A 14837-nucleotide genomic window follows, 5' to 3' on the forward strand; every position below is an offset into this window, starting at 1 on the left:
CTTCTGCATGGTTTGCAGGCATGATGGTGACTTTGCAAACCACCGGGAGAAGCGATGGCAGGTGCCGGCCTTTTGATGTTGCTAGACGATATTGCTAGCTTGCTGGACGACGTGGCCTTGATGACCAAGACGGCAGCAGGCAAGAGCACGGCGATTCTCGACGATGTGGCCACCCAGACCAAGGTGGCGGTGCAGAAGACGGCCGGCGTGCTGGGCGACGATCTGGCCCTCAACGCCGAACAGGTCACGGGTGTCAAGGCCAACAGGGAGCTGCCCGTGGTCTGGGCTGTGGCCAAGGGCTCGTTAATGAACAAGGCCATTTTGGTGCCCGCAGCGCTGCTGATCAGCGCGTTTGTGCCTTGGCTGATCACGCCCTTGCTGATGGTCGGGGGCGCGTTTCTGTGCTTTGAAGGCGTGGAGAAGATCCTGGAGCTGTTTCGCAAGCATCAAAAGCATGATGCGCATGACGCCGTGGTGGATGCCGAGGAGGCTGCCCATAAAGGCGTTGCGCCCTCATCGGTACGTGCTGCGCGCGAAAAGCAGATGGACCCGATGGAGTACGAGAAGCAGAAGGTCAAGGGCGCCGTGCGCACGGACTTCATTCTGTCGGCCGAAATCATGGCCATCGCGCTGGGCACTGTGGCGACCAAGCCCATCTGGGAGCAGGCAGCGGTGCTGATCGCCGTGGCTCTGGGCATCACCGTGTTCGTCTACGGACTGGTGGCCGGCATTGTGCGCATGGATGATGTGGGCGGCTGGCTGATGGCCAGGAGCAGCAGCGCTGCCAAGGCCATGGGCCGTGGTCTGATTGCTTTTACCCCGTGGTTGATGCGCGGGCTGTCCATCGTGGGCACGGCCGCCATGTTCATGGTAGGCGGTAGCTTGCTGGTGCACGGCATAAAGCCTGTTGAACATTGGATAGAGCTGGTGATTGTGCCCAGGGGCGGTATTGTTGCAGCGCTGGGGCCGGTGTTGGTGCATGTGCTGGTTGGGGCCGTCATTGGCGGTGCGGTTGTGGTGTGCGTGGAGTTGTGGCACAAGCTGCGACCAGCCGAGGTGGCTCATCCGAATTGACAAATACCATCACTGGTGACGCAATTTTTTGCGCTTCATCAGTATCTTGGGCGGACGTGGCCTATGGGCAACGTCCGCTTTTTTCTTTGTGGTGTTGGTGTGCGGGTTGACATGGGACAAACCCGTGTGGCAATGGCTTTGTTTCAATGGATGCCAAGGGATGCAAAGCATTGCACTCACCCAATTCTTCAAGGAAAGAACCCATGAAAAAGACTCTGATCGCGATTGCTGCTGTTGCCAGCGCCCTGACTGCCGGTACCGCTTTTGCCCAATCCTCGTTTGACGGCTCCAGCCCCTGGCAGGTTCGCGTGCGCGCGCTGCATCTGGATAGCGACAACGGTGGCGCTGCCGGAGACGCTGGCGTGAGCATCAACAACAAGTGGATGCCTGAACTGGACGTGTCCTACTTCTTCACGCCCAACATCGCGGCAGAGCTGGTGCTGACCTATCCCCAAAAGCATGATGTGCGCCTGAATGGCGGCAAGATCGGTTCGCTCAAGCATCTGCCCCCCACTTTGCTGGCGCAGTATCACTTCACCAACTTTGGGGCCTTCAAGCCTTATGTGGGGGCAGGCGTGAACTACACGCGCTTCTCGAACGTTGACATCCTGGATGGTGCCGTGACCGTGAAGAAGAACAGTTTTGGCGGCGCGCTGCAGGTCGGCTTCGACTATGCGCTGGACAAGAACTGGTCGCTGAACTTCGACATCAAGAAGGTGTATCTGGGTACCAAGGTCACAGGTGCAGGCGTGTTTGAAAACACCAAGTTCAAGGTTGACCCATGGCTGGTGGGTGTGGGCGTGGGCTATCGCTTCTGATAGCTTCACGGCAAAGAGTGTTCTTGTCTGCGGCCTTCTTCCCGCAGGCGAGGCACGCACCGCAGGCTCTGCGGTGCATCGGGGTCAGCAGGTCGGCATGGCCTGATGACTTCGGAGGCTAGGGTGTATGTTTAGATCGGTATTCCGCCAGCGCGGGGTACCGATTTTTTTTTGCCGAATTCTTTGGCCAGTATTGACTTTGTCAGCATTGCTGCATGCGCATGCAGTAAAAGGTTCGCTGGCTTCAGTCCTACTTCTGCCGATTGCCGGCCGCGCTAGGCTGAGGGTCTCAGAACGTGTTTACGATCTCCTTGCGCTCCAACGCGGCTGCGTAGAAATCGTAAGCACCTTCTAAAGCAGGCTTGGCAGTGATGGCGCGGGCAATGGCTGCCTCGCGCGATCGGCTCATCAGGAGGATCAGCATGCGCGCGACACCGGACAGGCAAGGAGCATCGATAGAGTTTGCATCACGCGCAGGGCGCATTCCATTGCCTCTGGCGTCCTCGTTGAGACCTCCACCGCTTCAGGGCGAGAGTAGCTCATTCATGGATGTGTATAGCCCCTCGACGCATGTGCGCTGTGAGCTGGCACAGGGGCTGATGCAGCAGCAGGCGCAGATTTCCCCCAAGTTCCTATATGACGCGCATGGCTGCGCCCTGTTTGAGCAGATAACCGAGCTGCCCGAGTACTACCCCACAAGAACCGAGGCGGCCATCATGGCCCGCTACGACCTGGAGATCGCCCAGGCCATGGCGGGTTGCCAGGTGTTGATAGAGCTGGGAGCGGGAAATTGCGAAAAGGTGCGGCGCCTGTGTCGCAGTGTGGGGCCGCAGCAGTTTCTGGGAGTGGATATTGCGGTCGAGTTTCTGCAGGCCGCTGTGGCCAGGCTGGAGCATGACTTTCCGCGACTTACGGCTCGTGCGGTTGCGGCGGATTTCACGGGAGACTGGCATTTGCCGTCAGGCGTGCCACTGACGCGGCGTGAGCTGTTCTACCCTGGCTCCTCGATCGGCAACTTTGATACGCAGCAGGCTTTGCATATGCTCAGACATATGCATTCACTTCTGGGGGGCGATGGCGGGCTGCTGATTGGCATTGATCTGCCCAAGCCGGTACCGGTTCTAATAGCCGCTTACGACGATGAGCAGGGCGTCACAGCCGAATTCAATCTCAATGTGCTCAATCATGTGAACCGTCTGCTGGGCAGCGATTTCAATCTTCAGGACTGGGCGCATGAGGCGCGCTTCGACAGCCGGACATCGCGCATAGAGATGCACTTGCGCGCCCGTCGCCCCGTCATGGTGTGCTGGCCTCAGGGCCTGCGCTATTTTTCTCAGGGCGAGACCATCCATACGGAGAACAGCTACAAATACCCGCTGTCCGATTTCCTCTCCATGCTGGCTTGCGCGGGATTTGCCGAACCCATGGTCTGGACCGATGAGCAGCAATGGTTTGCCGTCATTCATGCCCATGCCTGAAACAATGGATCGGCCCTTTTTCATGGCATCTGCTGATTGGGACTGGATGGTACTTGCGCAGCAGTTCGAGCGCGTGAGAGCCTGTACGCAAAAGCTGGCTGCGCCCTTGTCTGCAGAAGACGCCTGCGTGCAATCCATGCCGGACGCCAGTCCTGTCAAATGGCATCTGGCCCATACCAGCTGGTTCTTTGAAACCTTTGTACTGGCCGTGCACCAGCCAGGGCATCAGGCTTTTGACGGCAGTTTTCGCATGCTGTTCAACTCCTATTACCAGCAGGTGGGTGCACGCCATCCCAGAGCCCAGCGGGGCTTGCTGACCAGACCGGCTCTGGCACAGGTCATGGCCTATCGCGCTGTGGTGGATGAGCAGATGCTGGCGCTGATGGCCGCCATGAAAGACAAAAGCCCGACGACGCAGCAGGCCGTTGCTCAGCTCGTCACATTGGGCTTGCAGCACGAGCAGCAGCATCAGGAGTTGATGCTCACCGACATCAAGCATTTGCTTTCTTGTCATCCGTTCTGGCCTGCTTATGCGTCAGATGGGGGGGCAGAGGGGAATTCCGTGCAGGCCTATGCCGATCTCACATGGCAGCCACTTGAGGCGGGCATCTACAGCATAGGTCACGGCGGTGGCAACTTTGCGTTTGACAATGAAATGCCCAGGCACAGCGTATATGTGCAAGCTGCGCAGATTACATCAAGGCCCGTGAACAATGGCGAGTTTCTGCGTTTTGTGCTGGATGGAGGCTACAGTCAGCCGCAATGGTGGCTGGCCGAGGGCTGGGACTGGTGCCAGGCCCAGCAACTGAGCCACCCCTGGTACTGGAGGCAAGCTGAAGATGGTGCGGGTGATGCGGGCTGGCAGGAGTTCAGCCTGTATGGCGTGATGGCTTTGCATGCGCTGAGGCCTGCCTGTCACATCTCCTATTTCGAGGCAGATGCCTATGCGCGCTGGGCCGGTGCGCGCCTGCCGACGGAGATGGAGTGGGAGGTGGCAATGAGCTTGCGTGAATGGCCTGCGTCCCTGTCTGCGGGCCATGCCAGCCTGCATCCCGAGGCCACGGTCGGCTGTCATGGAGCGGCAATCGGCCAGGTCTGGGAGTGGACGCATTCGTCCTATGCCGCCTACCCGGGCTTTCGTGTGGCCGAGGGTGCCGTGGGTGAGTACAACGGCAAGTTCATGGTCAACCAGTATGTGCTGCGCGGAGGTTCCTGCCTCACGCCTGCCGGTCATGCGCGGCTGACCTATCGCAACTTCTTTCCCGCAACGGCTCGCTGGCAGATGACGGGGCTGCGCCTGGCGCGCGATGCCTGAAGTCGCGCGCCAGAGTTGAAACTCGTTTTAGACCTGTTCCAGCGCCTGGTTGAGATCGGCCAGCAGATCGTCAATATGCTCGATGCCAACGGACAGGCGTACCATGCCTTCGGTCACGCCGGCCTTGGCCAGTTCGTCCGCATCCAACTGACGGTGGGTGGTTGAGGCGGGGTGGGTGGCCAGCGACTTGGCATCGCCGATATTGACCAGGCGCGTGAACAACTGCAAGGCATCCAGGAAGCGTGCTCCGGCAGCCCGACCTTCGCTGCCCTTGAGGCTGAACGACAGAATGCCCGATGCGCGGCCGCCAGACTGTTTTTGCACGATGGCATGGTCGGGGTGGTCTTTCAGGCCTGCATAGCGCACCCATTCCACCTTTTGGTGTTGTTGCAGTGTTTCTGCAATCTTCTGCGTGTTTTCGCAGATGCGGTCCATACGCAGGGCCAGGGTTTCAATGCCTTGCAGGATCTGGAAGGCGTTCTGCGGCGAGATGGCGGCGCCCATATTGCGCAGCGGAACGACGCGGGCGCGGCCGATGAAGGCGGCGGGGCCCAGTGCTTCAGTGTAGACCACGCCGTGATAGCTGACGTCGGGCTCGTTCAGGCGCTTGAAGCGGGCCTTGTGCTCCGCCCAGGGGAACTTGCCGCTGTCCACGATCGCCCCGCCAACGCTGGTGCCGTGGCCGCCCAGGTATTTGGTCAGCGAATGTACGACGATGTCTGCGCCATGTTCAAACGGGCGCAGCAGATAGGGAGAGGGCACGGTGTTGTCGACGATCAGCGGCACGCCATGCTGGTGGGCCACATCGGCCAACGCACGGATATCGGTCACATTGCCAAGCGGGTTGCCGATGGATTCGATGAATACCGCCTTGGTCCTGGCGTCGATCAGCTTGCCGAAGCTGGCCGGATCGCGTGGATCTGCAAAGCGCACTTCGATGCCCTGCTGCGGGAAGGTGTGGGCAAACAGGTTGTAGGTGCCGCCGTAGAGCGTGCTGGCAGACACGATGTTGTCACCCGTTTCGGCCAGGGTCTGGATCGCGGCAGTGATGGCAGCCATGCCTGATGCAACGGCCAGTGCGGCAATGCCGCCTTCGAGCGCCGCGACGCGCTTTTCCAGCACGTCGGTGGTGGGATTCATGATGCGCGTGTAGATATTGCCCGGGACCTTCAGATCAAACAGATCGGCGCCATGCTGGGCGCTGTCAAACGCGTAGGCCACCGTCTGGTAGATGGGAACGGCTGCAGCCTTGGTGGTGGGGTCGGGGGAATAGCCGGCATGTACGGCGAGTGTCTCTATGCGCATGTGTGTGTCTCTTTGGCAAGTTATTCGAACGCCACAGCCAGAGCTTTGGCGTCATTGATTATGGGCAGGACGCTGACTCAGGCGAACGACCTAATGGCTATGTGCTTATGCCAGAGCGAAAGCGAGCGCTGCACTGGAATATTGGAGATACTTCTCGCCGGAGAATGGATGACGTTGAATTCACAGTTTCCTGCGCGGAGAACCTCACTTGGGCCAGCCTGCAGATTTGTACTTTGCCTTGATTGCGCCAGCTTGCGTGGTGCTGTTCGGGCTTGCCTTGCTGGCTTGCTGGTATGTGCAGCGCCGACAGCCGCGTGCGCTGTTTCTGCTCTGGCTGGTGGGCGGTTATGTGCTGCTCGCGACGGCTCTGGCTGCGCAAAGCCTGATGACCAATGCGCAGCTGAGTCAGTTTGCAATCGCCACGGCATGTCTGTATCTGCTGGGGACCTGGTCGTTGGCGCAAGGGGTTTCCTTGCGACTGGGGTCTGCAGGGGCGAGTGTGCCGGGCGGCATTCTGGTCGCCGTCGTCGCCTTGTCCGTGCTGTTCTATTTTTCCCGGATCGAAAGTGATTTGTGGGTCCGAGTGCAGTGCCTGGCTCTGGCCATGGCCTTGCAGCTGACCCTGGCCATGCCGGCGTTTCTCAAGGCCGATTCGTCAAAGGACTGGCTGGAGCGCGGAGTGCGCTGGGCCTATGGGCTCAATGTCTGTTATGCCTTGTTCAGGCCGGCGGCCGTAAGTCTGCTGCCTGTGCACGAAGTGCAGGAGCTGACCCGGTCCGGATACTGGCTGCTCACGCAGGCTATAGCGCTTCTGTTTGCGATGTGGTTTGCCGTAGGACTGCTGGCATGCTCGGTCAGGGATGTGATGACGACATTGCGCGAAGAGCGCAACCGGGACTCTTTGACGCGCCTGCTCAATCGCCGCGCCTTCATGGAGGCCGCGGAGTCGCGCCTGGCCGATCAGCGGCTGGTGCCCTGGGCCGTGGTTGCCGTGGACATCGATCATTTCAAATACATCAACGACAACTGGGGCCATGCGGCCGGCGATCAGGTGCTGCAGCAACTGGCACAGTTGCTGACTCAGCAGGTCAGAGACTGCGATCTGGTTGCCCGTTTCGGCGGAGAGGAGTTTGTCTTGCTGCTCTCGCGAGTACAGCTGTTCGAAGCGCAAGCCGTTGTGGAGCGCGTTCGTGAGCGCTTGCAAAGCCAGGCGCTCGGAGGTTTGGCTGCGCAACTCAGGGTGACAGCCAGTTTTGGCATTGCGGCACTCAGTTCCGCGCAGGATTTCGAGCAGGCACTGGCTCGGGCCGATGCGTTGCTATACCAGGCCAAGAAGGCGGGGCGGGATTGTGTCATGAGCTCTGCGCAGGACGAGAGCGAGCTGCAATGGGGAATGATTGCCTGAATCCTGCTGTCGGGGGCAGAGTCTATGGTGTTTTGCCATTTGGCTTCTTTTCGCGATTGAGGGCTGAACGTTCACGACCTCGGACTCAAGGGGCCGCGTCGGGGAAGGACCGGTTGTGTGCTTTCCCAGGCGGGCAGGTGGGCATAGATCACGACCGGAGCATGGGCGTCATTGGCGGCATAACGCCGCTGGGCCGGGCTGAGTTCTGTGGCAGCCCAGTTGGAGGTGGTAGTGCGCTTGGACTTGCGAAAGCTCTGCTGGAGTACCATCGCTGCGGCCGCACGCACTCCCACTGATGGGCCATAGCCGAGCCGCTTGAAGCGGCTGTCCAGATCCTGAATATTGATCAGCGGCGCTCCCAGCCTGCGGGGCAGGGAGTGTTTATCGTTGTCGAGCCCGAAGCCGACCTTGCAGATATGTTCTGCAGCCAGCACCATGCGCGACACTTCCAGAGCCATGGGCTTGTGCAGCTGCAGCAGCCAGACCTGGCTGGCTGTGGCGAGCTGCACCAGATGAGGGCCACTGTCTTGCTGGCCGATATTGAAGATGGGTTTGCTTTCCGTGTCAAAGCCGAGCAGGGGCTCGGCATTCATGGCCTTGAAGGCGGCTTCAAATTCGGTTTCGGACTGCGGAATGTGGATTGCATGTTCGGGCAATTCCAGAAACGGCGGAAGCAGGGCACTTTCGTCCTTGCTGGGTGCAATCAATCGGGGCATGCCGGTGATTACACACCAGCTTCGTGCTTATCCCCAGAACATGTGGTGTGGCCTGTGGGTAAATATCGGAATAAATGCGCAAAGCCTTGACTGGCAAGGCTTTGCATGTTGTGCCTAAAAAACAGGCAATCGATTCAGCGGCGCTGAAACACGGGCTTGCGCTTTTGCAAAAAGGCAGTCACGCCTTCGAGGCTGTTGCCGGAGCGGGCGCAGGCCAGCATGGCTTCGCGCTCGGCACCCAGTTGCTGCTGAAGGTCCTGCCGATGTGCCGAGTCACAGAGGTTTTTGATGTCCGCCAGGGAGTTGGTGGGGCCGCCGGCAAGTTGCTCGGCCAGTACGGTTGCCGCAGTGAGCAGCTGTTCGGGCTCGTGCAGCTCGTCGACCAGGCCCATGCGCAGACAGTCCTCGGCCGCGATGGCTCGGTTGCTCATCAGAATGTATTTGGCTCTGGCAGCGCCGGCACGGCGGGTGAGATAGCTCGATACACCCAGATCCGGGCTCAGACCGATGGCCGAATACCCTCCGCGTAAAAACATGTGACGGCTGGCCAGTACCAGGTCCGCACACAGTGCGAGCCCGATGCCGCCGCCTCCGACAGGGCCCTGCACGGCACTGATGACCGGCAGCGGCAAGCTGGCCAGCTGATGCATGACAGGATTGAGCACATCCAGCATGGCGCCGATCAACGGTGCCAGTCGCTCTCGATGTACGCCAAATTCACTGATGTCACCTCCGACGCAGAATTGTTTACCGCTTGCAGAAATGAGCAGGGCGCCGATATTTGCGTTGCAGGCCTGCTGTACCACTGCCTTCAGGTCGTGAGCCATGGCCGTGCTGATCACGTTGCCCCGCTCGGGCTGGTTCAGAACCACATGACCTACGCCGTTGCGAACCTCCCAGAGAACCAGATCAGACATCAGGCGACCTTTCTTTCATATGGAGTCCATAAGAAGGCCAAGACGGTCTTTGGCGTCTTGCGACTTTGGACAATGTGGGTGAATCGATGAAGCTGGCAGCGCACATGCTCTTGCTTCGGTCCAGGCTGCATTCGGTGGCACGCAGCTCATGCCTGGTCCTTGTTTCGGCGACCATGTCCCGTCTTCCTCAGACGCGCTCATACAGAGTGACCACGCAGGCTCCACCCAGGCCCAGGTTGTGCTGCAGGGCCAGGCGTGCCTCTGGCACTTGGCGTTGCTCGGCCTTGCCGCGCAGTTGCTGGACCAGTTCGGTGCACTGAGCCAGACCCGTGGCACCCAGCGGGTGGCCCTTTGAGAGCAGACCGCCCGAAGGATTGGTGACGAATTTGCCGCCGTAGGTGTTGTCGCCATCGAGCACAAACTTCTCAGCCCCGCCGACGGGGCACAGTCCCAGAGCCTCATAGGTCAGCAGTTCATTGTGGGCAAAGCAGTCGTGCAGCTCCACCACATCCACATCCGAAGGGTCGATGCCGGCTTGCTCATAGACTTGTCGGGCCGCGTTGCGGGCCATGCTGAAGCCCACGACTTCGCGCATATCCTGGGCTGCAAAGGTTTCAGGTCCATCGGTGGTCATGGCCTGGGCACGAATGCGCACGCTATGGTCCAGTCCGTGCTTGCGTGCATAGGCCTCGGACACCACGATGGCGGCCGCTGCGCCGCAGGTGGGCGGGCAGGCCATGAGGCGGGTCATCACGCCTTGCCACATCATGGGCGCGGCCATGACTTCCTCCTCCGACACCTCGGTGCGGAACAGTGCCAATGGATTGTGTGCCGCATGGCGGCTGGCTTTGGCGCGAATCTTGGCAAAGGTGGACAGCTTGGTGCCGTACTGCTCCATGTGGGCCTTGCCTGCCCCTCCGAAATAACGCAGTGCCAGAGGCACTTCGCCGTTGCCGACCAGTGCGTCCGTGGCTTCATCGAAGCGGTCAAACGGGCTGGGTCGGTCGGTGTAGACCGAGCCCAGTGCGCCGGGATTCATCTGCTCGAAACCCAGGGCCAGCACACAGTCGGCAGCGCCGCTGGCGACGGCCTGGCGTGCGAGGAACAGCGCGGTGGAGCCGGTGGAGCAGTTGTTGTTGACGTTGACGATGGGGATGCTGCTCATCCCGAGCTCGTACAGCGCGCGCTGGCCGGCAGTGGAGTCTCCGTACACATAGCCCACATAGGCTTGCTGCAGCGAGGCATAGGAAATGCCGGCATCGGCAAGCGCCAGTTGCGTCGCGGTTGAGCCCATCTGGAAATAGGGATCGCTCTTGCCAGGTTTGGTAAACGGAATCATGCCGACACCAGCAACAAACACATCGCGACTCATGGGGCTCCTGCAAAGGGTTGGTACAGCAGCCATGCTAGGAAAACCTCTTGCATTTGCCCATTGCGGAGTACATCGTCGACATGTCAAAAGACCTCATGATGACTCAATGAAAACCCGCAAGACTATTCCCTATACCGTGTCGATTGAGCTGGTGCGAGGGATCGTGCAATCCATCGAGCGCAAAGGCCATGCGCCGGAGACTTTCCTGCTGCAGGCCGGCATAGCACCAAAACTGCTGGAGCAGGCGGGCGCGCGCGTCAGCTCGGATCAATACATCGCATTGATGTGGCGTGTGATCTCGGCGCTCAACGACGAAGCGCTGGGCCTGTTCTCGCGCCCGCTCAAGCGCGGCAGTTTGGAGCTGATAGCGCGTGTGGCCTCTGCAGAGCACACGGTGCAAGGGGCGCTGGAGCGCATGTGCGAAGTCCACAATCTGCTGCAGGATGATGTGGAAGTGAGTCTGCTGGTAAGGGCAGATGAGGCCGCCATCTGCGTGCGTTCGCTGAGCAGCCAGTCTCCGGCCAATTTTCTGTACGAGTACCTGCTGCGCATACTGTGGCGTATTGCTTCCTGGTTGATGGGGGGCGGGCTCAAGGTGCGGCAGTTTGATTTTGTGTTTGCACGGCCCGACTACGTCAGGGACTATGGGGAGGCGTTCCCAGCCCCCATGTGCTTTGGGCAGACGGTAGCGGCGTTCTGGTTTGAGGCTGGTCTGCTTCGGCGTGTGTGCCGGCGCGACGAGAGCGCTCTGCGCAGCTTTGTCGCAAGCTGGCCTGCGGCAGCCGTCATTCCTGCGCGCGCTGGCAATGAGGTTGCTGCCCTGGTGCATGCCTATCTGCAGCAAAGCCGCCCGCACTGGGTGGGGCTGGAGGCCACGGCAGCGGCGTTGCATATGTCTGCCCCTACCCTGCAACGCAAGCTGAGTGCGGCCGGCACCTCGTTTCAGGTCATCAAGGATGGACTGCGCCGCGATATCGCCATCTCCCGTCTGGGCTCCAGCACGGTCAGCTTTGCCACGCTGGCTGCGGATCTGGGCTTTGCCGATGCGGCTGCATTCCAGCGTGCCTTCAAAGGCTGGACTGGGAGCCCACCGGGCCTATACCGGGTCAGAGCGGCTTAGATGAGCAGTATTCGGGTGCACTCGCGGTAGTTCGTTCGAGCTGCGGAAAACCCTTGCGTGAAAGTACTGAATATTTTTGCCAATCAAGTGATTGGTAAAAATATAAGACGTCGATATGCTGCATCTCATGCAAGCAGTTCATGAAGAAATTCCGACCGTCAAACGCGGACGCGGCAGGCCGCCCAAGTCCACCGAGGAACGCAATGAGAGCGTGCGCCGCAGCGAGCTGGTGCGTGTCGCAGCCAGGCAGTTTCGCTTGCGAGGCTTTCATGGCAGCAGTACCCGCGACATCGCCGCTGCTGCAGGCATGCAGCCGGGGTCCATTTTTTACTTTTTTGAGAGTAAGGAAGCCATGCTGCATGCTGTTATGCGGGATGGGATGGCCCAGGCTGCGGATAGTCAGAACGCCGCGCTGCAGGCGCTTGGGGCCCGTGCCAACGGAGTGGAACGACTGCGCGCCCTGGTACGTAATCACCTGCAGATCATGGTGGGCGGCGAGAGCGACTTCATCCCCGTGATGCTCTACGAATGGCGCTTGCTCAGCGATGCGCAGCGCATGGATGTGAGCGCACAGAAGGATGCCTACGAAGCGCAATGGATGCCCGTGTTGCAGGCGCTGCAGCGCACGGGCAAGCTCAAGGCCCGTCCCGAAATCGCGCGATTGCTGATCTTTGGCGCTCTGAACTGGACCGCGCAGTGGTTTTCCGAGGACGGCAGCCTGAGTCTGGATGCGCTGACCGATCAATCTCTGGCCTTGTTCATTGGAGAGAGCTGATGTACCAATCCGTTTTTCGCCCGGATTTGTTTGCCGGGCAAGTGGTGGTGGTGACCGGTGGTGGCTCAGGGATAGGCCGCTGCATAGCGCATGAGCTGGCTACGCTGGGCGCACATGTGGCACTGGTGGGGCGCGATGCGCAAAAGCTGCAGAGCGTGCAGGATGAACTGGCGCAGCAGGGAGCTCAAGCCAGCAGTCACAGCTGCGATATCCGCGACGAGGCAGCCGTCAAGGCCGTGGTCGAAGAGATACTGAACCAGCACGGGCGTATCCACGCCTTGGTCAACAACGCGGGCGGACAGTATCTCTCGCCTCTGGCGTCCATCAGCGCCAAGGGCTGGCAAGCGGTGCTGGACACCAATCTCACCGGCGGCTTTCTCATGGCGCGCGAATGCTATGCACAGCACATGGCGCGGCAGGGTGGCTCCATCGTCAACATGGTGGCCGATATGTGGGGCTCTATGCCGGGCATGGGACATAGCGGTGCTGCGCGGGCGGGCATGGTCAGCTTTACCGAAACGGCAGCCGTGGAATGGGCCGCCCAGGGTGTGCGCGTCAATGCCATCGCGCCGGGCTACATAGCCTCCAGCGGCATGGACCACTACCCGCCCGAGGCTGCGGTCATGTTGCGCAAGATGCCGGAAACCGTGCCCGCAGGGCGCTTTGGGAACGAGGCCGAAGTCTCCGCCGCCGTGGTTTTTCTGCTCAGTCCGGCGGCCAGCTTCATCAGTGGAACGGTTTTGCGGGTCGACGGCGCCCGTCCCCAGGTGCGCATGGGCATGGGGCCGGTGGCCGCCAGTGCCGAGGTGCAGCAACGCGGCGCAGTGCGTGCATTTGACGGATTTTCTCTCTACCAGACTCCCAAGGTTTTTCAGTCATGAGCGTCTTTGCATCGCAATGGAATGCAGCTGGCGAGCAGGCGCAGCAGCGCCGGGCCGCCACGCTGGCGCGCATCGCCGCGCTGCGTGAGCTGGAGCAGCGGGCGGCCCAGGCATCGCAGCGGGCCAAGCCGCAGTTTGAAAAGCGCGGCCAGTTGCTGCCGCGAGAGAGAGTGGCCTTGCTGCTGGATGCAGGAGCGCCATGGCTGCCGCTTTGCACGCTGGCGGGTTTCATGCTGGACCAGGAAGACCCTGCCAAGTCGGTTCCCGGAGGCGGAATGCTGGCGGGCATCGGTTTTGTCAGCGGTGTGCGCTGCATGGTGGTGGCCAGCGACTCGGGCATCGAGGCCGGGGCCATCCAGGAAAAAGGCCTGGACAAGATGCTGCGCGTGCAGGAGATCGCGTTGCAGAACAAGCTGCCCTTCATCCATCTGGTAGAGAGCGCGGGTGCCAATCTCATGCGCTACCACGTCGAGGGCTTTGTGATGGGTGGCGCCTTGTTTCGCAACCTGGCGCGGTTGTCCGCGGCAGGTCTGCCGGTCATCACCGTGCAGCACGGCTCGGGCACGGCCGGCGGAGCCTATATGCCAGGGTTGTCGGACATAGTCATCATGGTGCGCAGTCGCTCGCGTGCCTTTCTGGCCGGGCCGCCCCTGCTCAAGGCGGCGACCGGCGAGATCGCGACCGAGGAAGAGCTGGGTGGTGCCGAAATGCATACCAGTATCTCGGGGCTGGGCGAGTATCTGGCGGAGGACGACCGCCATGCCCTGGGCCTGGCACGCACCGTAGTGTCTCAGTTGTCCCAATGGAAAAAGCCTGAAGCTCTTGATATATCTACACGGGAAGCTATTAATTCAGGAATCGTCGAGCCGCGTTACGACGCCGATGAGCTCTTGGGGCTGATGCCGGCGCACCATCGCGAGCCGGTGGATATGCACGAAGTCATGGCGCGGCTGGTCGATGGTTCCGAGCTGCTGCTGTTCAAATCCGGCTACGGTGCGGCCACGCTGTGCGCGCAGGCGCATATCGGCGGTCATGCCGTGGGCCTGATCTCCAACAACGGCCCCATCGATGTGGCAGGTGCCAACAAGGCCGCCCACTTCATTCAATGGATGTGCCAGTTGGGCCACCCCATCATCTATCTGCAGAACACCACGGGCTATATGGTGGGCAAGGACAGCGAGCAGGCCGGCATGATCAAGCACGGCAGCAAGATGATTCAGGCCGTGACCAACGCCACCGTGCCGCAGATCACCATCCAGTGCGGCGCCAGTTTCGGAGCAGGCAACTACGGCATGTGCGGCCGAGGCTATGCGCCGCGCTTTCTTTTCAGCTGGCCCGGCGCCAAGACGGCGGTGATGGGCGGCGAGCAGGCGGCCAGCACCATGCGTCAGGTCACCGAGGCAGCCATGGCACGCAAGGGCCTGCCTGTCGATGCCGAGCTGATGCAAAAGCAGTACGACCAGATCGTGGCCATGTTCGAAGCCCAGGCCGATGCGCTGGTGACCAGCGGCTTGCTGCTGGACGACGGCGTGATCGATCCGCGCGACACCCGCGCAGTGCTCTCGTTTTGCCTGCAGACCTTGCACGAAGCGCAGCAGCGCACCTTGCGCCCCATGCAGTTCGGGGTCGCGCGCATGTAGTGCCGCGCCTCTTCCCCCTTT

14 protein-coding genes are annotated in these 14837 nt (G+C 60.8%); 9 read left to right on the forward strand and 5 right to left on the reverse strand.

Annotation, left to right across the window (positions count from 1 at the left end; all coding sequences use genetic code 11):
* Window positions 1–54: 54 nt before the first annotated feature.
* The gene (locus tag P353_RS11465; protein ID WP_034369255.1) at window positions 55–1074 is read left to right on the forward strand and encodes a DUF808 domain-containing protein; all 1020 of its coding nucleotides are present in this window, start codon (window positions 55–57) and stop codon (window positions 1072–1074) included.
* 203 nt (window positions 1075–1277) lie between these two features.
* On the forward strand, window positions 1278–1892 hold the full coding sequence (locus P353_RS11470) for an OmpW/AlkL family protein (RefSeq protein ID WP_003080665.1): 615 nt from the start codon (window positions 1278–1280) through the stop codon (window positions 1890–1892).
* 289 nt (window positions 1893–2181) lie between these two features.
* Here the strand turns inward: P353_RS11470 and P353_RS30170 are convergent, their stop codons facing one another.
* Window positions 2182–2316 (reverse strand): hypothetical protein, encoded by a 135-nt coding sequence (locus P353_RS30170; protein WP_269799958.1) that lies wholly within the window; start codon window positions 2314–2316, stop codon window positions 2182–2184.
* On the opposite strand from P353_RS30170, the gene egtD reads away from it, so the two are divergent.
* Window positions 2315–3370, forward strand: a complete 1056-nt coding sequence (gene egtD, locus P353_RS11480; protein ID WP_419186617.1) for an L-histidine N(alpha)-methyltransferase — start codon at window positions 2315–2317, stop codon at window positions 3368–3370. The genes P353_RS30170 and egtD overlap by 2 nt on opposite strands.
* Window positions 3357–4685: an ergothioneine biosynthesis protein EgtB gene (egtB, locus tag P353_RS11485; RefSeq protein ID WP_080750517.1), complete on the forward strand. Its 1329-nt coding sequence runs from the start codon at window positions 3357–3359 to the stop codon at window positions 4683–4685. Before egtD ends, egtB begins: the two co-directional genes overlap by 14 nt.
* 27 nt (window positions 4686–4712) lie before the next feature.
* Here egtB and P353_RS11490 read toward each other — a convergent pair whose 3' ends face one another.
* On the reverse strand, window positions 4713–5990 hold the full coding sequence (locus P353_RS11490; protein ID WP_034369263.1) for an O-acetylhomoserine aminocarboxypropyltransferase/cysteine synthase family protein: 1278 nt from the start codon (window positions 5988–5990) through the stop codon (window positions 4713–4715).
* Between the two features lie 208 nt (window positions 5991–6198).
* Here P353_RS11490 and P353_RS11495 point away from each other — a divergent pair, with 208 nt between their 5' ends.
* The gene (locus P353_RS11495; RefSeq protein WP_034369265.1) at window positions 6199–7395 is read left to right on the forward strand and encodes a sensor domain-containing diguanylate cyclase; all 1197 of its coding nucleotides are present in this window, start codon (window positions 6199–6201) and stop codon (window positions 7393–7395) included.
* A 71-nt stretch (window positions 7396–7466) separates the two neighbouring features.
* Here P353_RS11495 and P353_RS11500 read toward each other — a convergent pair whose 3' ends face one another.
* From P353_RS11500 to P353_RS11510, 3 genes are all read right to left on the reverse strand, one after another.
* The gene (locus tag P353_RS11500; protein WP_034369268.1) at window positions 7467–8111 is read right to left on the reverse strand and encodes a 3'-5' exonuclease; all 645 of its coding nucleotides are present in this window, start codon (window positions 8109–8111) and stop codon (window positions 7467–7469) included.
* 134 nt (window positions 8112–8245) lie between these two features.
* Window positions 8246–9028 (reverse strand): enoyl-CoA hydratase/isomerase family protein, encoded by a 783-nt coding sequence (locus P353_RS11505; protein ID WP_034369271.1) that lies wholly within the window; start codon window positions 9026–9028, stop codon window positions 8246–8248.
* Window positions 9029–9215: 187 nt separating this feature from the next.
* Window positions 9216–10400: a lipid-transfer protein gene (locus P353_RS11510; RefSeq protein WP_034369274.1), complete on the reverse strand. Its 1185-nt coding sequence runs from the start codon at window positions 10398–10400 to the stop codon at window positions 9216–9218.
* A 106-nt stretch (window positions 10401–10506) separates the two neighbouring features.
* Between P353_RS11510 and P353_RS11515 the strand changes: the two genes are divergently transcribed.
* From P353_RS11515 to P353_RS11530, 4 genes are all read left to right on the forward strand, one after another.
* Entirely contained in the window at window positions 10507–11520 is a 1014-nt protein-coding gene (locus tag P353_RS11515) for an AraC family transcriptional regulator (protein WP_034369276.1), read from the forward strand.
* Window positions 11521–11647: 127 nt separating this feature from the next.
* Complete coding sequence (locus P353_RS11520; RefSeq protein ID WP_232776426.1) at window positions 11648–12295, forward strand: TetR/AcrR family transcriptional regulator; 648 nt, start codon at window positions 11648–11650, stop codon at window positions 12293–12295.
* The gene (locus P353_RS11525; protein WP_034369281.1) at window positions 12295–13176 is read left to right on the forward strand and encodes an SDR family oxidoreductase; all 882 of its coding nucleotides are present in this window, start codon (window positions 12295–12297) and stop codon (window positions 13174–13176) included. Before P353_RS11520 ends, P353_RS11525 begins: the two co-directional genes overlap by 1 nt.
* Window positions 13173–14816, forward strand: a complete 1644-nt coding sequence (locus P353_RS11530) for an acyl-CoA carboxylase subunit beta (RefSeq protein ID WP_034369282.1) — start codon at window positions 13173–13175, stop codon at window positions 14814–14816. The genes P353_RS11525 and P353_RS11530 overlap by 4 nt, the downstream gene beginning before the upstream one ends.
* Window positions 14817–14837 lie beyond the last annotated feature (21 nt).

Source organism: Comamonas testosteroni (genome assembly GCF_000761245.1).
GTDB lineage: Bacteria > Pseudomonadota > Gammaproteobacteria > Burkholderiales > Burkholderiaceae_C > Comamonas > Comamonas testosteroni_C.

Bases quoted from the DNA above. Each gene is read 5' to 3' on its own strand.
- P353_RS11465 (WP_034369255.1), top strand. From the start codon at position 55: ATGGCAGGTGCCGGCCTTTTGATGTTGCTAGACGATATTGCTAGCTTG.
- P353_RS11470 (WP_003080665.1), top strand. From the start codon at position 1,278: ATGAAAAAGACTCTGATCGCGATTGCTGCTGTTGCCAGCGCCCTGACT.
- egtD (WP_419186617.1), top strand. From the start codon at position 2,315: ATGCGCGCGACACCGGACAGGCAAGGAGCATCGATAGAGTTTGCATCA.
- P353_RS30170 (WP_269799958.1), bottom strand. From the start codon at position 2,316: ATGCTGATCCTCCTGATGAGCCGATCGCGCGAGGCAGCCATTGCCCGC.
- egtB (WP_080750517.1), top strand. From the start codon at position 3,357: ATGCCCATGCCTGAAACAATGGATCGGCCCTTTTTCATGGCATCTGCT.
- P353_RS11490 (WP_034369263.1), bottom strand. From the start codon at position 5,990: ATGCGCATAGAGACACTCGCCGTACATGCCGGCTATTCCCCCGACCCC.
- P353_RS11500 (WP_034369268.1), bottom strand. From the start codon at position 8,111: ATGCCCCGATTGATTGCACCCAGCAAGGACGAAAGTGCCCTGCTTCCG.
- P353_RS11505 (WP_034369271.1), bottom strand. From the start codon at position 9,028: ATGTCTGATCTGGTTCTCTGGGAGGTTCGCAACGGCGTAGGTCATGTG.
- P353_RS11510 (WP_034369274.1), bottom strand. From the start codon at position 10,400: ATGAGTCGCGATGTGTTTGTTGCTGGTGTCGGCATGATTCCGTTTACC.
- P353_RS11515 (WP_034369276.1), top strand. From the start codon at position 10,507: ATGAAAACCCGCAAGACTATTCCCTATACCGTGTCGATTGAGCTGGTG.
- P353_RS11520 (WP_232776426.1), top strand. From the start codon at position 11,648: ATGCAAGCAGTTCATGAAGAAATTCCGACCGTCAAACGCGGACGCGGC.
- P353_RS11525 (WP_034369281.1), top strand. From the start codon at position 12,295: ATGTACCAATCCGTTTTTCGCCCGGATTTGTTTGCCGGGCAAGTGGTG.
- P353_RS11530 (WP_034369282.1), top strand. From the start codon at position 13,173: ATGAGCGTCTTTGCATCGCAATGGAATGCAGCTGGCGAGCAGGCGCAG.